We start from the raw sequence: 16,249 nt of genomic DNA on the forward strand, positions 1-16,249 counted from the left end.
TCCCGACGACAGGCCGGGACCGGAAGGCAATGCTTCCGGAGATTGGGTGGCGTTTACGCGCTGCGGGGCTGCGAGTCAAGCCACGTGGGGTGGCTGGCGAAGGGCTGCCACGCAAAAGCCGCGCCCCGGTGTGGGGGCGCGGCAGTTTTGGAGGAGAGGGCGGTGCGCTTAGGCCGCGTCGCGCAGCGCGTCGATCTGCGCATGAGCGCGGGCGATGGTGCCTTCGGCGTCCACGGCCAGTTGGTCCGCCGCGACGAAGGTCACATCGGTGATGCCCAGAAAGCCCAGCACGAAGCGTAGGTAGCCGCTGGCGAAATCGGCGGCGGAATCGATGCCTGTCCCGCCCGACGCAAAGGCGACGATGACGCGTTTGTCCTCCAGCAGCCCTTGGGGGCCGTCTTCGGTGTAGCGGAAGGTCACGCCGACGCGGGCGATCAGGTCAATCCACGCTTTCAGTGAGGCCGGAATGGTGAAGTTGTAGATCGGCGCGCCGATGACGATCGTATCGGCAGCCTGCACTTCGGCGACCAGCGCGTCGGAGAGAGCGAGGGCTTCTTGATCCAACTCGGTGCGCTCTTCGGCGGGTTTCACCCGGGCGCTGGCCCATGTCGAATCGATCAGCGGCAGGGGTTCGCTGGCAATGTCACGGGTGACGACGTTGCTGTCGCCCAGCGTTGTGATGATCCGATCCGTCAGTTGGCGGGTGACGGAGTTTTCGCGGTTCACCGAGGTTTCAATGCGCAATGTGGCCATGGTGTTGATCCTTGTTCCAAGGGTAAATTTGATGACATGGAATTGGCCATTGTGCTCGCGAACGCAACTGCCAGAATGAGAGTGACCATGTTCGTAAATGCACAAGTCGGGAAGGCGAGGTGAACAATGGACAATTGGGATGAAATCAGGACCGCCTATCAGGTCGCCCAGCTTGGCACCGTGAGCGGCGCGGCGGAGGTGCTGGGCGTGCATCATGCCACCGTGATCCGCCATATCGACGCGCTGGAGGGGCGGCTCGGCGTGAAGCTGTTTCAGCGCCATGCGCGCGGCTACACGGCCACCGAAGCGGGGGAGGACCTGCTGCGGGTGGCGCGGGCGACGGACGACCAGTTCAGCCAATTGGCGGGGCGGATCAAAGGGCGCGGCAGCGATGTTTCGGGGGAGTTGGTGATCACTTCGCTTGATTTTCTGGCCCCGCAGCTTGCGCCCTTGCTGACCGAATTCCAGCGACAGAACCCCGAACTTGTGGTGCGCTATCTGATCGGAGACCGCTTGTTCCGGCTGGAGTATGGCGAGGCGCATGTCGCCATCCGTGCCGGGGCCGCGCCGGATCAGCCCGACAATGTGGTGCAGCCCTATGCGCAGCTGGCGGTGGGGGCCTATGCCAGCCGGGACTATGTGGCGCAGTACGGCATCCCGCAGGGGCCGGAGGATTACCACAAGCACCGTTTCATCGCCGCCGACAACCGCGACAGCCGCGCGCCCTATCACAAGTGGCTCTGGGCCACGGTGCCGGAGGAAAGCGTGACATGGCGCAGCACCAACGGTGCGGCGCTGGAGGCGGCGCTGCGGGCCGGGGCCGGGATCGGCGGCCTGCCCGCCGCCATGGGGCGCAATGATCCGCAATTGGTCGAGATCCACGCGCCCCGGCCCGATTGGGGCAGTGCGCTGTGGCTGGTCACCCATGTCGATCTGCACCGCACCAGCAAGGTGCAGGCGGTGCTGCGGTTCCTCAAGGAACATGCCGAGGAGGCGGTCGCATGTCCCGAATAAGCGCCGCGGCGCAGGGGCATCTGGCGATGCTTTGCTTCTCGGCTCTGGTGGCCGGGTCATTCTCGCTCGGGGCGCAGGTGGCGAATGAGATCACGCCGACGGCGCTGAACGCCGTGCGTTTCGCCTTGGCGACGGTTTTGGTCGGGGCTTTGGCATGGGGGCGGGGCGATATCAGTCGGGCGGGCTTGGCAGCACCTTGGCGCTACTTCGTGCTGGCGGGGCTGTTCACGCTCTACTTCGTTTTGATGTTTGAAGGGTTGAAGACCGCGCCCCCGGTGGCTGCGGCGGCGGTCTTTACCCTCGTGCCGGTGATGACGGCGGGGTTCGCCTGGCTGCTGATGCGGCAGGTCATGACGCCGCGCATGGCGCTGGCGCTGGCCATCGGCGGGGCGGGGGCGCTTTGGGTGATCTTTCGCGGCGACCTTTCGGCGCTTCTGGCCTTCGACATCGGGCGGGGGGAGGCGATCTATTTCGTCGGCTGCATCAGCCACGCGCTCTATACCCCCATGGTAAGGCGGCTGAACCGTGGCGAAAGCGCGGTGATGTCCACCTTTGGCACCCTGTTGGCGGGCACGGTGCTCTTGGGGCTTTACGGCTGGAAAGACCTCCGCGCGACCGATTGGAGCGCCCTGCGCCCCTTGGTCTGGATCACCATCCTCTATGTCGCGGTCTTCGCCACGGCGGCCACGGTGGTTCTGCTGCAATTTGCGGCGCTGCGGCTGCCTTCGGCCAAGGTCATGGCCTATACCTATCTCACGCCCAGCTGGGTAATCCTGTGGGAGTTGGGCTTTGGCAATGCCCTGCCGGGGGCGCTGGTCTGGGGCGGGGTGCTGCTGACGATCCTCGCGCTTTCGCTGCTGCTGCGCGCGGATGGCGAAGAAAAGTCATAAAAATTCAAAAAGTTGCGGAATCGGCGGAACCTAAGCGCGGCGCCCGGCGTTGAGGCGTGAATTAACAGTGAAGGACACCACCATGCGTAGTATTATTTACCTGATCGGGTTGATCGTCGTGGTTTTGGCTATTTTGCGTTTCGCATTCGGCGTCATCTGACCGTCGATTGATCCTCCCCTTGTCTTATTTACCTCGTGGCAAGGGGGGATCACTCTATCTATATAATCTTCACCTACTCTGACCCTGAGCGCATCTCGCCTTCGCCGCCCTCAGGCAGTTCGATCTCCAAGAAACGCTCGAAGGCATCAAGGTTCACCGGCTCGAATTGCCCGAACCCCTGCATCCAGACCGACGCATCGCGCAGCGCATCCGGTTCCAGTTTGCACCATTTCACCCGCCCCCGCTTTTCCTGACTGATCAGCCCCGCCGCTGTCAGCACGCCTAAATGCTTCGAGATCGCGGCCAGCGACATCTCGAAGGGCTCGGCGACATCGGTCACGGCCATATCATCCTCCAACAGCATGGCGAGGATGGCGCGACGCGTGGGGTCGGCGAGGGCGGCGAACACCTGATCGAGGTCTTGGGTCATACGTCTGAATAGCGCGGGGCGCGCACAGGCGAAAGCGGGCATTGCGGCTAACTTAACCGCTGAGTTGAATAACCCTTCGGCGCGATTTCCATGGGATTTGCCGGGCCCGTTTCAAGTGTGGGTTGCCTCCGCCTCCCGTAAGCCCTTGTAAACTCGTGAAAACCCGCGGCGGCCAAGGTTGTTGACTCTAACCCGCCCTGACAGTAGCACCGCATCAGATATTCCTAAGGGGATTTTGGTGTGACCAGCCCGGACCAACGGCAGCAGATGGAGCAGCTTGAGGCCAGACTGGCGGCTGCGAAAGAACGCGGCGCACCCAAGCCCCGAGCGGATGAGCATTATTCTCAGGCCAATATGGCATGGCGGATGGTGATCGAACTTGTGGCCGGTCTTGGGATCGGTTTCGGCATCGGATACGGGCTGGATGTGCTCTTTGGCACGCTGCCCATCTTCATGGTGCTATTTGTAATGCTGGGCCTTGCGGCGGGGGTGAAGACGATGCTCCGCACTGCTGAGGAAATCCAGGGTAAACAACAGGCCGAACCGGCCGAACAGGATACGCCCCATTCGGGCAAGGACGAGGGAGCCTGAGATGGCAACAGAGACACACGGCGCTGAAACAGGCGGTCTGGAATTCCACCCGATGGACCAGTTCATCGTATCGCCGCTCTTTGGCGACGATGCTTCCGTTGCTTGGTACACCATCACCAACGCGACCTTCTGGATGGCGCTGGCGGTTCTGGCCACTTTCGCGATGCTCGTTCTGGGCAGCGCGCGCCGCTCGGTCGTTCCCGGCCGCATGCAATCGGTCGCTGAGCTGGCTTACGGCTTCATCCACAAGATGGTCGAAGACATCTGCGGCAAAGAGGGGCTGAAGTTCTTCCCCTATATCATGACCCTGTTCATGTTCATCGTCATGGCCAACTTCCTCGGCCTGATCCCGACAGCCTTCACCCCCACCGCGCATTTCTCGGTGACCGTGGTGCTGGCGCTGGCGGTGTTCATCACCGTGACCGTCGTCGGCTTCGTCAAGAACGGCGCGGCGTTCCTGAGCCTCTTCTGGGTGTCCTCGGCGCCTCTGGCCCTGCGCCCCGTGCTGGCGATCATCGAACTGATCAGCTACTTCGTGCGCCCGGTCAGCCACTCCATTCGTTTGGCGGGTAACGTCATGGCGGGCCACGCGGTGATCAAGGTTTTCGCCGGTTTCGCCGCCATCGCCGTCATCTCGCCCGTTTCGGTCGTCGCGATCACCGCGATGTACGGTCTCGAAGTACTGGTGGCCTTCATTCAGGCCTATGTCTTCACCATCCTGACATGCGTGTACCTCAAGGACGCGCTGCACCCCGCACACTAACAACCCCAACAACGGCGGGGTTTCCCGTCAAAGTTTTAACTTCCAATCGTAAGGAGATACCCCAATGGAAGGTCAACTCGCACATATCGGCGCAGGCATCGCAGGTCTCGGCACAGGCATCGCAGCCCTGGGTGTCGGCAACGTTGCCGCCAACTTCCTGTCCGGCGCGCTGCGCAACCCCTCGGCAGCCGCAAGCCAGACAGCGACCCTGTTCATCGGCATCGCGTTTGCAGAAGCTCTGGGGATCTTCTCGTTCCTCGTCGCTCTGCTGCTGATGTTCGCTGTCTAAGCTCTCGGAACTGTAATCCTTACGAGCGGGCAGGCGCGCATCGCCGTGTCTGCCCGGCTGTAACGGCAAAGTTTCCAAGGAGAAGCCACGATGGCAACTGTAACAACCAGCGACGGGCTGGCCGACGCGACCGGCATTGCGACCCATGCTGCCGAAACGCCGGGCATGCCGCAGCTGAACTTCGATCACTGGGGCAACCAGATTTTCTGGCTGATCCTGGCGCTGATCGCCACCTACCTGATCCTGTCGCGCGTGGCTCTGCCTCGTATCGGTGCGGTTCTGGCCGAGCGCCAAGGGACCATCACCAATGACATCGCGGCTGCCGAAGACCTCAAGGTCAAGGCGCAGGAAGCCGAAGCCGCCTATGACAAGGCCCTGATCGACGCCCGTGCCGAGGCACAGCAGATCGTGGCCCAAGCAAAAGCGGACATGCAGGCTGATCTGGATGCCGAAATGGCCAAGGCCGATGCCGAGATTGCCGCGCAAGTGGCGGAATCGGAAAAAGCCATCGCCGAAATTCGCGCGGGCGCCATGGACAACGTACAAACCGTTGCCAAGGACACCGCAGAAGCGCTCGTCGCCGCCCTTGGTGGCTCGGCGGATGCTGCAACTGTTGATGCCGCCGTCGATGCGCGGATGAAAGGATAAGCCATGACCAAATCCATGCGCCTGACACTTTCGACCCTGCTCGCCGGTCTTGCGGCTTCGCCGGCGCTTGCCGCCACGGGGCCTTTCTTTTCGCTGCGCAACACCGATTTCATCGTGTTGCTGGCCTTCTTGCTGTTCCTCGGGATCCTGATCTATTTCAAGGTGCCGACGCTGTTGATCGGCATGCTCGACAAACGCGCCGACGGCATCAAGACCGAGCTGGAAGAAGCCCGCGCCCTGCGTGAAGAAGCGCAAACTCTGTTGGCCTCTTACGAGCGCAAGCAGAAAGAGGTGCAGGACCAAGCGGACCGCATCGTGTCTTCCGCCAAGGAAGACGCCCGTCTCGCCGCCGAACAGGCACGGGCGGATATGGCCAAGTCGCTTGAGCGTCGCATGGCCGCCGCGAAAGACCAGATCAGCTCGGCCGAGGCCGCCGCTGTGAAGGAAGTCCGCGACCACGCCGTTACCATCGCCGTGGCCGCCGCGCGCGACGTGATCGCCAAGCAGATGACCGCCGCACAGGGCAACAAGCTGATCGACGATGGCATCGCTCAAGTCGAAGCCAAGCTGCACTAAGCCAGCGCCTTATAGATTTTTGAAAGCCCCGGCCTCGTCGGGGCTTTTTCTTTTGCGTTAGGCTTTTGTTAACTCTGCCGGGGCAGGGTTGAACCATGCGGTTGCTCGTTATCATTGCAATGTTGATTGGCCTCGCGGCCTGTACGGCGCCCAGTCGGGAGTTCCGGGGGCTGCCGGCGCAGCGGATCACCGTGGAGGGGTCGGTGTTCGATGTCCGCGTTCGAGGGGAGCGGGCAGAGGCGGTGCGGGTAAACACCCAATACGCACCGCGCTTTGGCCCCATCCGCGCGCGGGCCGGGCGCGCGATGGCACTGGTTAGCGGCTGTGAGGTGAAGGAGGTTCTGGGCGATCAGGCGCTGGCGCTTGGGGTGTTGGATTGTGATTAGCCCGGGCTTTGTATTGCGGCATCGCATGGGGCGAGGGGCGCGGAATGGGCGAAGCGTGCTATCGACCCGATCCAACCGCGTGCCCGATAGGGCAAACTCGCCGATCAAGACAATATCTTGTGGATAACCGCCGACCGCCCCCTCTCCCTTGGGGCTTTTGATTGACTCGGACCCATGCCAAACGGCAAGTTCGCCGCTCAGGCGAGAATCAATCACGGCAGGGCTAACTTGCGCTTTTCCAAACTCAGATTAACCGGCTTCAAAAGCTTTGTGGACCCGACCGACCTCGTCATTTCCGACGGGTTGACCGGGGTCGTGGGGCCGAATGGCTGTGGCAAATCCAACCTGCTCGAAGCGCTGCGGTGGGTGATGGGCGAAAACCGCCCGACCGCCATGCGCGGCGGCGGCATGGAAGATGTGATCTTCGCCGGTGCCTCCTCCCGGCCCGCACGCAACTTCGCCGAAGTGGCGCTGCACCTCGACAACAGCGACCGGTTGGCGCCTGCGGGGTTTAACGAGCAAGACGCGCTTGAAATCGTCCGCCGGATCACCCGCGACGTGGGCAGTGCCTATAAGGTGAACGGCAAGGATGTGCGCGCGCGCGATGTGCAAATGCTTTTCGCCGATGCCTCAACCGGGGCGCATAGCCCCGCTTTGGTACGGCAGGGGCAGATTGCCGAGTTGATTAACGCCAAGCCAAAAAGCCGCCGTCGCATTTTGGAAGAGGCCGCTGGCATCTCGGGCCTGTATCAGCGTCGCCATGAGGCCGAGTTGAAACTCAACGGGGCCGAGCAGAACCTCGCCCGCGTAGACGATGTTGTCGAACAACTGGCCGCGCAATTGGCCACGCTGGCCCGGCAAGCCCGGCAGGCGGCGCGGTATCGTGAGATTGGCGAAGCATTGCGCCATGCCGAGGGCTTGTTGCTGTATCGCCGCTGGCGCGAAGCCGATGAGGCGCGTGCGAAGGCCGAGGGGGAATTGCGTGCTCGCGTCGCCGCCACGGCGGAGGCCGAAGCGCAGGTTCGCCGCGTGGCCGAAGGGCGGGAGGAGGCAGAGGCCGCCTTGCCATCCCTGCGCGAGGAAGAGGCGATTGCGACTGCGATCCTGCAACGTTTGACCACGCAGCGCGACACCCTGACCGAGGAAGAGGCGCGGGCGGCCTCGTTGATCGAGACCCTGACCGGACGCATTGCCCAGCTGACCCGCGATATCGAACGCGAAGGCGGGCTGAACCGCGACGCGGAAGAAACGATCGCGCGCCTCGAAGAGGAAGCGGAAGACCTCACCAAAGCGGATAAGGGTCACGACAGCGCGGTTGAGGCGGCGGAACAGGCCGCGCGCGAGGCAGCCGAAGTCTTGCAAACCCGCGAGGCCGATCTTTCGCAGCAGACCGAAGACGTAGCCCGGTTGGCGGCGCGCCACAGTTCGGCGGAACGCTTGCTTCAGGACAGCCGCAAGACGTTGGAAAAGTCGGAGGCCGAGGCTCGCAAGGCCCGCGATGCGGTGGCGCAAAGCCAAGCGACCCTCGACAAGGCCGGCCTAGATTTCGCGGCGGCTGAGAAGGCCGAAGCCGCTGCCCTCACCGCCTCGGCGGCGGCGGATGCCGCCCTTTTGGCTGCCGAAGAGACCCGCGCCGACACGCAATCGCGCGAGGCTGAGGCCCGCGCGGAGCGCTCTGAGGCGGAGGGCGAGGCCAAGGCCCTGCGCGCCGAGGTTGGCGCGCTGGCGAAATTGGTAGAGCGTGACAGTGCCGAAGGCGGGCAGATTCTCGACCGGCTGCAAGTGGAACAGGGCTTTGAGAAAGCGCTCGGCGCAGCCTTGGCCGATGACCTGCGCGCGCCTGAGGTAGAGGCCGATCGCCCCTCAGGCTGGGCACATTTGCCGAGCTACCCCGCGCCGCAGCCACTGCCCGCCGGGGTGACCCCGCTCACCCAGCATGTCACCGTGCCGCAGGTGCTAGAGCGCCGAATGGCCCAAGTCGGGCTCGTTAACGCCGACGCGGGCGCGGAGCTTCAGGCGCAGTTGCAGCCGGGGCAGCGCTTGGTGTCGAAGGAAGGCGATCTCTGGCGGTGGGACGGTTTCCGCGCCATGGCCGAAGATGCGCCCTCGGCCGCCGCGCTGCGCTTGGAGCAGTTGAACCGGTTGGAAGTCCTTAAACAGACGTTGGAACAGGCGAGCACCCGTGCCGATGCCGCGCGGGCTGCGCATGAGACCCTCCAGCAGCAATTGGCCGAACAGGCCGAGGCTGACAAACGGGCCCGCGAGGCGCGGCGCGATGCCGACAGGCAGGTCGCCGAGGCGGGCCGCGCCCTGAGCCGGGCAGAGGCGGATCGCAACCTCGCCCAAAGCCGGTTGGAATCCCTCGGCCTAGCCGTGAAACGCCATGAGGAAGCCGCGATCACCGCGCGGGCCGAGGTGATGGACGCCGAGCGCACGCTGGCGGGCTTGGATGACCTCTCCGCCGCCCGTGCGACGGTCGAGGATGTCCGCATGACGGTCGAGGCGTCGCGGATCACCATGATGTCGCGCCGCTCGGCCCATGACGAATTGCGCCGCGAGGGCGAGGCGCGCAGACGGCGGCTGCAAGAGGTCGCGAAAGAGGTCAGCGGCTGGCGGAACCGCTTGGAAACGGCGGGCAAGCGCAGCGCTGAATTGGTCGAGCGGAAGACCGCGTCGGAGGCCGAATTGGCCGAGGCGAGCGCCGTTCCGGCGGAGATCGCGGCGAAGCGGGAAGACCTGTTGGGCGCGATCACCTCTGCCGAAGCCCGCCGCGCCCATGCTACGGAAACGCTGGCCGCCGCGGAGGCCGCCTTGAAAGCCGCGACGGATGCCGAGCGCGACGCGGAGCGGCAGGCATCGGACGCGCGGGAGGCCCGCGCCCGGGCCGAGGCCCGCAGCGATGCCGCCCGTGAAACGGTGACCCATGCGGCAGAGCGCATTCAGGACGAACGGCAAAGCACGCCTGAGGCGCTGCGCGATGCGCTCGATGTCGAAACGGATCAGGTTCCGCCGGTGGAAACGCTTGAAGAGGACGTGAACAGGTACAAGCGGCAGCGGGATTCCTTGGGCGCGGTGAACCTGCGCGCCGAGGATGATGCGAAAGAGATACGTGAAGAGCACGAAGCGCTGCTGACCGAGAAGGCCGATCTGGAAGAAGCGATCAAGACCCTGCGCAGCGGCATTGCGGGTCTCAACCGCGAGGGGCGGGAGCGGCTGTTGACGGCCTTTGATCAGGTGAACGCGAATTTCTCGATGCTGTTCACCCATCTCTTCGGCGGCGGTGAGGCGAACCTTGTGATGGTCGAAAGCGATGATCCATTGGAAGCCGGGTTGGAGATCATGTGCCAGCCGCCGGGCAAGAAGCTGAGTACCCTCAGCCTGCTGTCGGGCGGGGAGCAAACCTTGACCGCGATGGCGCTGATCTTTGCCGTCTTCCTCGCCAATCCGGCGCCGATCTGTGTGCTGGATGAGGTCGACGCGCCGCTTGATGACGCAAATGTGACCAGGTTCTGCGATCTGCTGGATGAGATGTGCCGTCAGACCGACACGCGCTTCCTGATCATCACGCACCATGCGGTGACGATGGCCCGGATGGACCGGCTCTTTGGCGTCACCATGGCGGAGCAGGGGGTGAGCCAATTGGTTTCTGTCGATTTGAAAAAGGCGGAAACGCTGGTCGCGTGAAGGTGGGAGACGCCGGTGACTTGGACCGGCCCTTAAAGCGGGTGCGCATCAGTTTGCCGCGGGCTTTCGTAGCCGTTGGTCAGGTGGTGTAAGCCGTATGGCCCGGGCGGAGTTTCGCGTGAACGACGGGCTGTGATCAGCCTTTGCGCGCGACGGTGACGCCGGCAACATCCTCAATAAACGTTAGAATTCGGGCCTTTACCGCATCATCCTTGATGGAGCCGATGGCGTTTACGATGTCGAGCGAGGGGTCGTTGCTGGCCTCGGGCTTGTCGTCATCCAGCCCTTCAAAGAAATAGCCGGGGGTGACGTTGAGTATCCGGGCCAGCTCATGCAAACGGCTCGCGGCGATCCGGTTGGAGCCGATTTCATACTTCTGGATCTGCTGAAACGACAGTTTGAGTTCGCGTGCCACATCGGTCTGGGATTGCCGTCGCAGGGTGCGTGCCTGCTTGAGCCGACGACCGACGTGAACGTCTACGGGGTGGGACATAGTTCAATACCTCAGGTTGAGTACAATATATTCACTACCCGCAATGTATTGAGGATCAATTGCCTAGTTCTGGCCTCTTTGCGTTAACCAATTCACCCTAGCTGTATGGATTATGTTGCGTTACCGGGTGATTCATGTACCATCTCTTGCCTATGAACCAGCATATGTCGGATATTGAGCGGGTCGCACCCGTGCCCCAAGCCTTGCAGAAGGACCCCGCTCCGGCGCTTCTGTTCGAGATGATGCGCTCTTTCGTGACGCTGGCGCATACTTTGAACCTCAGCCATGCGGTCGCCGAATTGGCCAGCACGCGGCAAACGGTACGGCGACATATCCAGCAGTTGGAAGAGGCGATGGGCGCGCCGCTCTTCACGATTGAGAACCGCCGCTATTCCCTGACCAAAGCAGGCGCCGAGGCCCTGCCCGAGGCCCGCGATATTATCGACCGGGGCAAGCTGTGGCTGGATGGCAAGACCCGCCATGCCGACGGTATGCTGCGCCTTTCCCATGAAGAGCCGAACGGCTGGTGTTTTCACCAACAGCAGCAGCCCCTGTCGCTGATCTGGGATGGCGGCACTGCCATGCTTCAGGCCGTGCTACAGGCGTGGAGCCTGAGCCGGGGTGAGTTGGAGAGCGAGGCCTTTCGCGCCATGCGCCCCTATGTGCTGGTTTACCGCGACTCGCCCAACGGCTGGATCTGTACCGAAGTGGGGGAGAAATCTTTTTACACGCAATGGTGGGGCTGGACCAACGCGCGCAGCAGCATAGGACGGCCGATCAAACTGTTTCCGGGCGGGCCTGAGTTTGAGAATATGCTGAACTACCCCTTTCGGGAGGTTGAGGCGACCTGTGGGGTTCGGTTGGATGAGGTCGTCACCGAAATCCCACGAGAGGAGGGCGGCGCCCCGGTGCCTTTGGCCTATAAACGTCTGCTGATGGCCGGGCGGTATCCGGATAAAAGCTTTGCTCTGATCGCGGCGGTTGATCGGTCGACCTCGGTCAATATCGTCGGAGTCGATGATAGTTTCCTGCGCGAGATGCCTTTGGATGCGAAGGTGACTTTCGCAGGCTAAGGGTTACGGAGCGTGAGATGCGAAAAGGGCCGCCCAGCAGGGGCGGCCCTTTCTTTTTGTCCTTGGCGACAGGCTTAGCTGATCGCCGCGGCTTTCACGTCGTCGTCGATATGGGGCAGGTACTGCTCGAAGTTGTCCGAGAACATCTTGACCAGTTTTGCCGCCTGACGGTCATAGGCTTCCGGGTCGTCCCAAGTGCGGCGCGGGTCGAGCAGAATGTCGGCGACGCCGTTCACCTCGACAGGGACATCGAAGCCGAAGTTCGGGTCTTTGCGGAACTCCGCATCCGCCAGACGCCCTTCGAGGGCGGCACTCAGCAGGGCACGGGTTGCCTTGATCGGCATCCGCGAACCGGTGCCGTAAGCGCCGCCGGTCCAGCCGGTGTTCACGAGCCAGCAGGTGGCGCCGTGCTGGGCGATCTTTTCGCGCAGCAGGTTGCCGTAAACCTCGGGGCGGCGCGGCATGAAGGGGGCGCCGAAACAGGTGGAGAATGTGGGCTCGGGCTCGGTCACGCCACGCTCGGTGCCCGCAACCTTGGACGTGAAGCCCGACAGAAAGTGGTACATTGCCTGCGCCGGGCTGAGCCGCGCGATCGGAGGCAGCACACCGAAGGCATCGCAGGTCAGCATGATGATGTTTTTCGGGTGGCCGCCGACGGCCTTCTCGCTGGCGTTCGAGATGTAGTGCAGCGGGTAGGCGGCACGCATGTTGGCGGTGAGCGAGTCGTCGTCGAAGTCGAGTTCAAAAGTATCGGGATCGAAGACCATGTTCTCGATCACGGTGCCGAATTTGGAAGTCGTCGCGTAGATCTCCGGCTCGGCCTCGGGGTTGAGGTTGATGGTCTTGGCATAGCAGCCGCCTTCGAAGTTGAAGGTGCCGTTGTCGGACCAGCCATGCTCGTCATCGCCGATCAGCGTGCGCTCGGGATCGGCGGAGAGGGTGGTCTTGCCGGTGCCCGAGAGGCCGAAGAAGACGGCGGTGTCGACCGGGTTGCCGTTGGCGTGGTTGGCCGAGCAGTGCATCGGCATGATGCCTTTTTCCGGCAGCAGGTAGTTCAGCAGGGTGAAGACAGATTTCTTGTTCTCGCCCGCGTATTCGGTGCCGCCGATGAGGATCATCTTACGGTCGAAGTTCATCGCGATCACGGTCTCGCTGCGGCAGTCATGCTTGGCCGGATCGGCTTGGAAGCTGGGGCAGTTGATGACGGTGAAATCGGCAGTGAAGTCCTTCAGCGCTTCGGCATCGGGGCGGCGCAGCATGGTGCGGATGAAAAGCCCGTGCCATGCCAGTTCGGTCACCATGCGCACGTTGATCGCATGTTTGGGGTCCGCCCCGCCGACGAGGTCTTGGACGAAGTAGTCCTTGCCCTGCATATGTGCGAGCATGTCTTCGTAAAGCGCGTCGAAGCCCTCGGGCGACATCTCGGCGTTGTTTTCCCACCAGATGCTGTCGGCCACGCTGTCGGTCTTGACCACATGTTTGTCCTTGGGCGAGCGGCCCGTGAACTTGCCGGTGGTCACGAGGAAGGCCCCGCCTTTGCCAAGGCTGCCTTCGCCCCGTTTCAATGCCGCCTCGACCAGCGCAGGCTCGGTCAGGTTGTAATAGACATCGCCAAGCCCGCTGATCTTTTGATCCTCAAGGCTGAACTGCGGGTTTACCCGTCCAAATGTCATATGATGTCTCCTGTGGTAGCGCGTGAGCAGCGCAGAACGTGTCCGAGCGGGCGCAATTGCCCTGGGCGTCGGGGGCCTTGAGAGCCTCTTAACACGGGCGTTTTCAGGTTGAACAGGCAGCTTTGTCACAGTTAGCGCCATCATCTAAAACTTTGTTTCCGAGCGCTTAGTTCCCGGCCGAATGCGGCGCGCGGGCCCCCGGCTTCCTCCCGGACCGGGCCGGTCAAAGTGCGGCAATTTAGCCATTCCTAACCAAATTATGACGGAATTGGTGCATCTCAGAGGCACGATTCGCACTTAAGGATTGATTCGATCTGTAATATTGGAGATCACTGACTCCAAAAATAAGAACGAATTGAGCAGCATAAGGAAGCAGGCAATGTCAAAGATCGCATTGGTAGACGATGACAGGAACATCCTGACATCCGTTTCGATGACTCTTGAAGCTGAAGGTTTCGAAGTGGAAACCTATAACGATGGCCAAGCGGCGCTGGACGCCTTCAACAAGAAACTGCCCGATATGGCGGTGCTGGACATCAAGATGCCCCGTATGGACGGCATGGATCTGCTCCAACGTCTGCGCCAGAAAACCGCGATGCCGGTGATCTTCCTGACCTCCAAAGACGATGAGATCGACGAGGTGCTGGGCCTGCGCATGGGGGCTGACGATTACGTCAAAAAGCCCTTCAGCCAGCGCCTGTTGGTCGAGCGTATCCGCGCCCTTCTGCGTCGCCAAGACGCGGTCGAGACTAATGAGGTCGGCGATACCGAAGAGACCAAGGTGATGGAACGCGGCGATCTGCGGATGGACCCGCTGCGCCACGCGGTAAGCTGGAAGGGTAAGGATGTGTCGCTGACCGTGACCGAATTCCTGCTGCTGCAAGCCCTCGCGCAGCGCCCCGGTTTCGTGAAATCACGCGACCAATTGATGGACGTGGCCTATGATGATCAGGTCTATGTGGATGACCGCACCATCGACAGCCACATCAAGCGCCTGCGCAAGAAGATGCGCAGCGCGGATGATGAATTCTCGGCGATCGAGACGCTTTACGGCATCGGCTATAGATATAACGAAGAGTAAACCCGTCGGTTAACGCGGGTCGAAAGGAAGCTTGTGCGGGACATGGCTGCTGGCAGGGACGGTGATGTTGTACTGGGGGACGACTGGGTCACCCCCGACAGTGCCGCGCCGGATGAAATTCGGGTCAAGCGCGAACGGCGGGGGCTGTTCTCGCTCCGGTCCTCGCCGCTGACACGCAAGATCATTACCTTCAACCTGATCGCGCTGAGCGTTCTGGTGGCGGGGATCCTCTACCTCAATTCCTCGCGCGACAGTCTGGCGCTGCAACGCGCCGCGGCGCTAGTCTCTGAGACCGAGCTGATCGCCGATGTCATCGAAGCGCAACTGCCCGCGGGCGCGCCGGTGAACCTGACCACCGGCGATGGCGTCGATGTGGCTGCCACGCTCGACGGGCTGGACCTGCGCGGCGGCATCGAAGTCTTTGTCTATGATCCGGCGGAAACCTTGGTCGCCCGCACCGCAGGCAGCCTCACCGTGGCCGAGGCCCTCGCCGCGTCCGAGGCGGGTGAGCGGACCTTGCTGAACGACGGGTTGAACTGGCTTTGGGACCGGGTTTCGGCCCCCTTCAGCACCGATGAGGTCACCGCCACCCCGCCGCTCGAAGAGCAATTGCGCGGCATGGTCGGCACCAGCGTGACCAGCGGAACCCGGCTGGAAGGCACGCTCGCCATCGAAGGCGGCACGCTTTTCAGCGTGGTGACTCCCATCATGCAGGGCGAGTCCCCCGTCGGCGTGGTCGCCGTGGCCAGTGCGGCGGGAGAGATCGACCGCCTTGTGCGCAGCGAACGTGAGCGCGTCTTGCAGATCTTCGTCATCGCGACCCTCGTCTCCATCGGCCTCAGCCTCGTTCTGGCCTCGACCATCGCCAATCCGCTGGCCGACCTCTCTGCCGCCGCCGAATTGGGCCGCGACAAGGACGCGCGCAAGATGAACCCCGGCCGTATCCGCATCCCCGACCTGACCGCGCGCCCCGATGAGATCGGCCGCCTCTCGGGCGCCCTGCGCGGCATGGTCTCGGCGCTTTACAACCGGATCGACGGCAACGAACAATTCGCCGCCGATGTTGCGCATGAGATCAAGAACCCGCTCGCCTCTCTCCGCTCTGCCGTGGGCACGCTGCGGATGGTCAAGCGCGACGACCAGCGCGAGAAACTGCTGGATGTGATCGAACATGACGTACGCCGCCTCGACCGTTTGGTGAGCGACATTTCCAATGCCTCGCGGCTCGATTCCGAACTGGTCAAGGAAGAGGAAGAGCCCTTCGACCTGCTGCAAATGCTGGGCAATCTGGGCCAGTACCTCGGCGAAGATGCGAAATCCAAAGGCATCGATTTCATCACCGATCTCCCCGCTGCGCCGATCACCGTGCATGGGTTGGAAGCCCGTTTGGCGCAGGTCTTCGTGAACCTGATCACCAACGCGATTTCCTTTTGCGAAGACGGCGACGCGATCCGGGTCTGGGCCCGCAAACGTGCCAATCGCGTGTTGATCGTGGTCGAAGATACCGGCCCCGGCATTCCCGAACAGGCGCTTGGCAAGATCTTTAAGCGCTTCTACTCGCAGCGCCCGGAAGAGCATTTCGGAAACAACTCCGGCCTCGGCCTCGCGATCTCGAAACAGATCGTCGAAGCCCATGGCGGCGTGATCTGGGCCGAGAACATCCGCCCGACCGAGGCCGACATTACCTCCGAACCCTTGGGCGCGCGTTTTGTCGTGGGGCTGCCCACCTAAATCCCGGGCGCGGG

Annotated in this window: 16 protein-coding genes; 12 read left to right on the forward strand and 4 right to left on the reverse strand. The window is 62.6% G+C overall.

Features of this window, described 5'->3' with window-relative positions; all coding sequences use genetic code 11:
- Positions 1-168: 168 nt before the first annotated feature.
- Positions 169-753 carry an FMN-dependent NADH-azoreductase gene (locus ACGYK4_RS12585; RefSeq protein WP_394456806.1) on the reverse strand — a complete coding sequence of 195 codons (585 nt, stop codon included), beginning with the start codon at positions 751-753 and terminating at the stop codon, positions 169-171.
- A 126-nt stretch (positions 754-879) separates the two neighbouring features.
- Between ACGYK4_RS12585 and ACGYK4_RS12590 the strand changes: the two genes are divergently transcribed.
- Both ACGYK4_RS12590 and ACGYK4_RS12595 read left to right on the forward strand, forming a co-directional pair.
- The gene (locus ACGYK4_RS12590; RefSeq protein ID WP_394429366.1) at positions 880-1,767 is read left to right on the forward strand and encodes a LysR family transcriptional regulator; all 888 of its coding nucleotides are present in this window, start codon (positions 880-882) and stop codon (positions 1,765-1,767) included.
- Entirely contained in the window at positions 1,755-2,657 is a 903-nt protein-coding gene (locus ACGYK4_RS12595) for a DMT family transporter (RefSeq protein WP_394456808.1), read from the forward strand. Before ACGYK4_RS12590 ends, ACGYK4_RS12595 begins: the two co-directional genes overlap by 13 nt.
- 233 nt (positions 2,658-2,890) lie before the next feature.
- Here the strand turns inward: ACGYK4_RS12595 and ACGYK4_RS12600 are convergent, their stop codons facing one another.
- Entirely contained in the window at positions 2,891-3,247 is a 357-nt protein-coding gene (locus ACGYK4_RS12600; protein WP_271690001.1) for a helix-turn-helix transcriptional regulator, read from the reverse strand.
- 240 nt (positions 3,248-3,487) lie between these two features.
- On the opposite strand from ACGYK4_RS12600, the gene ACGYK4_RS12605 reads away from it, so the two are divergent.
- The 7 genes from ACGYK4_RS12605 (at position 3,488) to smc (ending at position 10,184) form a co-directional block, all read left to right on the forward strand.
- Entirely contained in the window at positions 3,488-3,838 is a 351-nt protein-coding gene (locus tag ACGYK4_RS12605; protein ID WP_067260640.1) for an AtpZ/AtpI family protein, read from the forward strand.
- Position 3,839: 1 nt separating this feature from the next.
- Entirely contained in the window at positions 3,840-4,601 is a 762-nt protein-coding gene (locus tag ACGYK4_RS12610; RefSeq protein WP_067260637.1) for a F0F1 ATP synthase subunit A, read from the forward strand.
- Positions 4,602-4,665: 64 nt separating this feature from the next.
- The gene (locus ACGYK4_RS12615) at positions 4,666-4,890 is read left to right on the forward strand and encodes a F0F1 ATP synthase subunit C (RefSeq protein ID WP_007118046.1); all 225 of its coding nucleotides are present in this window, start codon (positions 4,666-4,668) and stop codon (positions 4,888-4,890) included.
- A 90-nt stretch (positions 4,891-4,980) separates the two neighbouring features.
- Positions 4,981-5,538 (forward strand): F0F1 ATP synthase subunit B', encoded by a 558-nt coding sequence (locus ACGYK4_RS12620; RefSeq protein ID WP_394429362.1) that lies wholly within the window; start codon positions 4,981-4,983, stop codon positions 5,536-5,538.
- Positions 5,539-5,553: 15 nt separating this feature from the next.
- A complete protein-coding gene (locus tag ACGYK4_RS12625) occupies positions 5,554-6,114 on the forward strand; it encodes a F0F1 ATP synthase subunit B (protein ID WP_394429762.1) in 561 nt (186 codons plus the stop codon).
- Positions 6,115-6,209: 95 nt separating this feature from the next.
- Positions 6,210-6,500, forward strand: a complete 291-nt coding sequence (locus ACGYK4_RS12630; RefSeq protein WP_209216521.1) for a hypothetical protein — start codon at positions 6,210-6,212, stop codon at positions 6,498-6,500.
- Positions 6,501-6,728: 228 nt separating this feature from the next.
- Complete coding sequence (smc, locus tag ACGYK4_RS12635) at positions 6,729-10,184, forward strand: chromosome segregation protein SMC (protein WP_394456810.1); 3,456 nt, start codon at positions 6,729-6,731, stop codon at positions 10,182-10,184.
- A 136-nt stretch (positions 10,185-10,320) separates the two neighbouring features.
- Here smc and ACGYK4_RS12640 read toward each other — a convergent pair whose 3' ends face one another.
- A complete protein-coding gene (locus ACGYK4_RS12640) occupies positions 10,321-10,677 on the reverse strand; it encodes a helix-turn-helix domain-containing protein (protein ID WP_209216519.1) in 357 nt (118 codons plus the stop codon).
- A 164-nt stretch (positions 10,678-10,841) separates the two neighbouring features.
- Between ACGYK4_RS12640 and ACGYK4_RS12645 the strand changes: the two genes are divergently transcribed.
- Complete coding sequence (locus tag ACGYK4_RS12645; RefSeq protein ID WP_394456812.1) at positions 10,842-11,750, forward strand: LysR family transcriptional regulator; 909 nt, start codon at positions 10,842-10,844, stop codon at positions 11,748-11,750.
- A 74-nt stretch (positions 11,751-11,824) separates the two neighbouring features.
- Here ACGYK4_RS12645 and ACGYK4_RS12650 read toward each other — a convergent pair whose 3' ends face one another.
- On the reverse strand, positions 11,825-13,423 hold the full coding sequence (locus ACGYK4_RS12650; protein WP_276153369.1) for a phosphoenolpyruvate carboxykinase: 1,599 nt from the start codon (positions 13,421-13,423) through the stop codon (positions 11,825-11,827).
- A 379-nt stretch (positions 13,424-13,802) separates the two neighbouring features.
- Here ACGYK4_RS12650 and ACGYK4_RS12655 point away from each other — a divergent pair, with 379 nt between their 5' ends.
- Both ACGYK4_RS12655 and ACGYK4_RS12660 read left to right on the forward strand, forming a co-directional pair.
- Positions 13,803-14,504, forward strand: a complete 702-nt coding sequence (locus ACGYK4_RS12655) for a response regulator transcription factor (protein ID WP_067260621.1) — start codon at positions 13,803-13,805, stop codon at positions 14,502-14,504.
- Positions 14,505-14,546: 42 nt separating this feature from the next.
- The gene (locus ACGYK4_RS12660; RefSeq protein WP_394420931.1) at positions 14,547-16,235 is read left to right on the forward strand and encodes a sensor N-terminal transmembrane domain-containing protein; all 1,689 of its coding nucleotides are present in this window, start codon (positions 14,547-14,549) and stop codon (positions 16,233-16,235) included.
- The last annotated feature ends 14 nt before the right edge of the window (positions 16,236-16,249 follow it).

It is taken from the genome of Sulfitobacter sp. 1A13368, from assembly GCF_043557275.1.
Classification (GTDB): Bacteria; Pseudomonadota; Alphaproteobacteria; order Rhodobacterales; family Rhodobacteraceae; genus Sulfitobacter; species Sulfitobacter faviae.

What these genes read in the sequence shown, in the direction of transcription:
- ACGYK4_RS12585 (WP_394456806.1), bottom strand. Translation starts at nt 753, where the DNA reads ATGGCCACATTGCGCATTGAAACCTCGGTGAACCGCGAAAACTCCGTC.
- ACGYK4_RS12590 (WP_394429366.1), top strand. Translation starts at nt 880, where the DNA reads ATGGACAATTGGGATGAAATCAGGACCGCCTATCAGGTCGCCCAGCTT.
- ACGYK4_RS12595 (WP_394456808.1), top strand. Translation starts at nt 1,755, where the DNA reads ATGTCCCGAATAAGCGCCGCGGCGCAGGGGCATCTGGCGATGCTTTGC.
- ACGYK4_RS12600 (WP_271690001.1), bottom strand. Translation starts at nt 3,247, where the DNA reads ATGACCCAAGACCTCGATCAGGTGTTCGCCGCCCTCGCCGACCCCACG.
- ACGYK4_RS12610 (WP_067260637.1), top strand. Translation starts at nt 3,840, where the DNA reads ATGGCAACAGAGACACACGGCGCTGAAACAGGCGGTCTGGAATTCCAC.
- ACGYK4_RS12615 (WP_007118046.1), top strand. Translation starts at nt 4,666, where the DNA reads ATGGAAGGTCAACTCGCACATATCGGCGCAGGCATCGCAGGTCTCGGC.
- ACGYK4_RS12620 (WP_394429362.1), top strand. Translation starts at nt 4,981, where the DNA reads ATGGCAACTGTAACAACCAGCGACGGGCTGGCCGACGCGACCGGCATT.
- ACGYK4_RS12625 (WP_394429762.1), top strand. Translation starts at nt 5,554, where the DNA reads ATGCGCCTGACACTTTCGACCCTGCTCGCCGGTCTTGCGGCTTCGCCG.
- ACGYK4_RS12630 (WP_209216521.1), top strand. Translation starts at nt 6,210, where the DNA reads ATGCGGTTGCTCGTTATCATTGCAATGTTGATTGGCCTCGCGGCCTGT.
- ACGYK4_RS12640 (WP_209216519.1), bottom strand. Translation starts at nt 10,677, where the DNA reads ATGTCCCACCCCGTAGACGTTCACGTCGGTCGTCGGCTCAAGCAGGCA.
- ACGYK4_RS12645 (WP_394456812.1), top strand. Translation starts at nt 10,842, where the DNA reads ATGTCGGATATTGAGCGGGTCGCACCCGTGCCCCAAGCCTTGCAGAAG.
- ACGYK4_RS12650 (WP_276153369.1), bottom strand. Translation starts at nt 13,423, where the DNA reads ATGACATTTGGACGGGTAAACCCGCAGTTCAGCCTTGAGGATCAAAAG.
- ACGYK4_RS12655 (WP_067260621.1), top strand. Translation starts at nt 13,803, where the DNA reads ATGTCAAAGATCGCATTGGTAGACGATGACAGGAACATCCTGACATCC.
- ACGYK4_RS12660 (WP_394420931.1), top strand. Translation starts at nt 14,547, where the DNA reads ATGGCTGCTGGCAGGGACGGTGATGTTGTACTGGGGGACGACTGGGTC.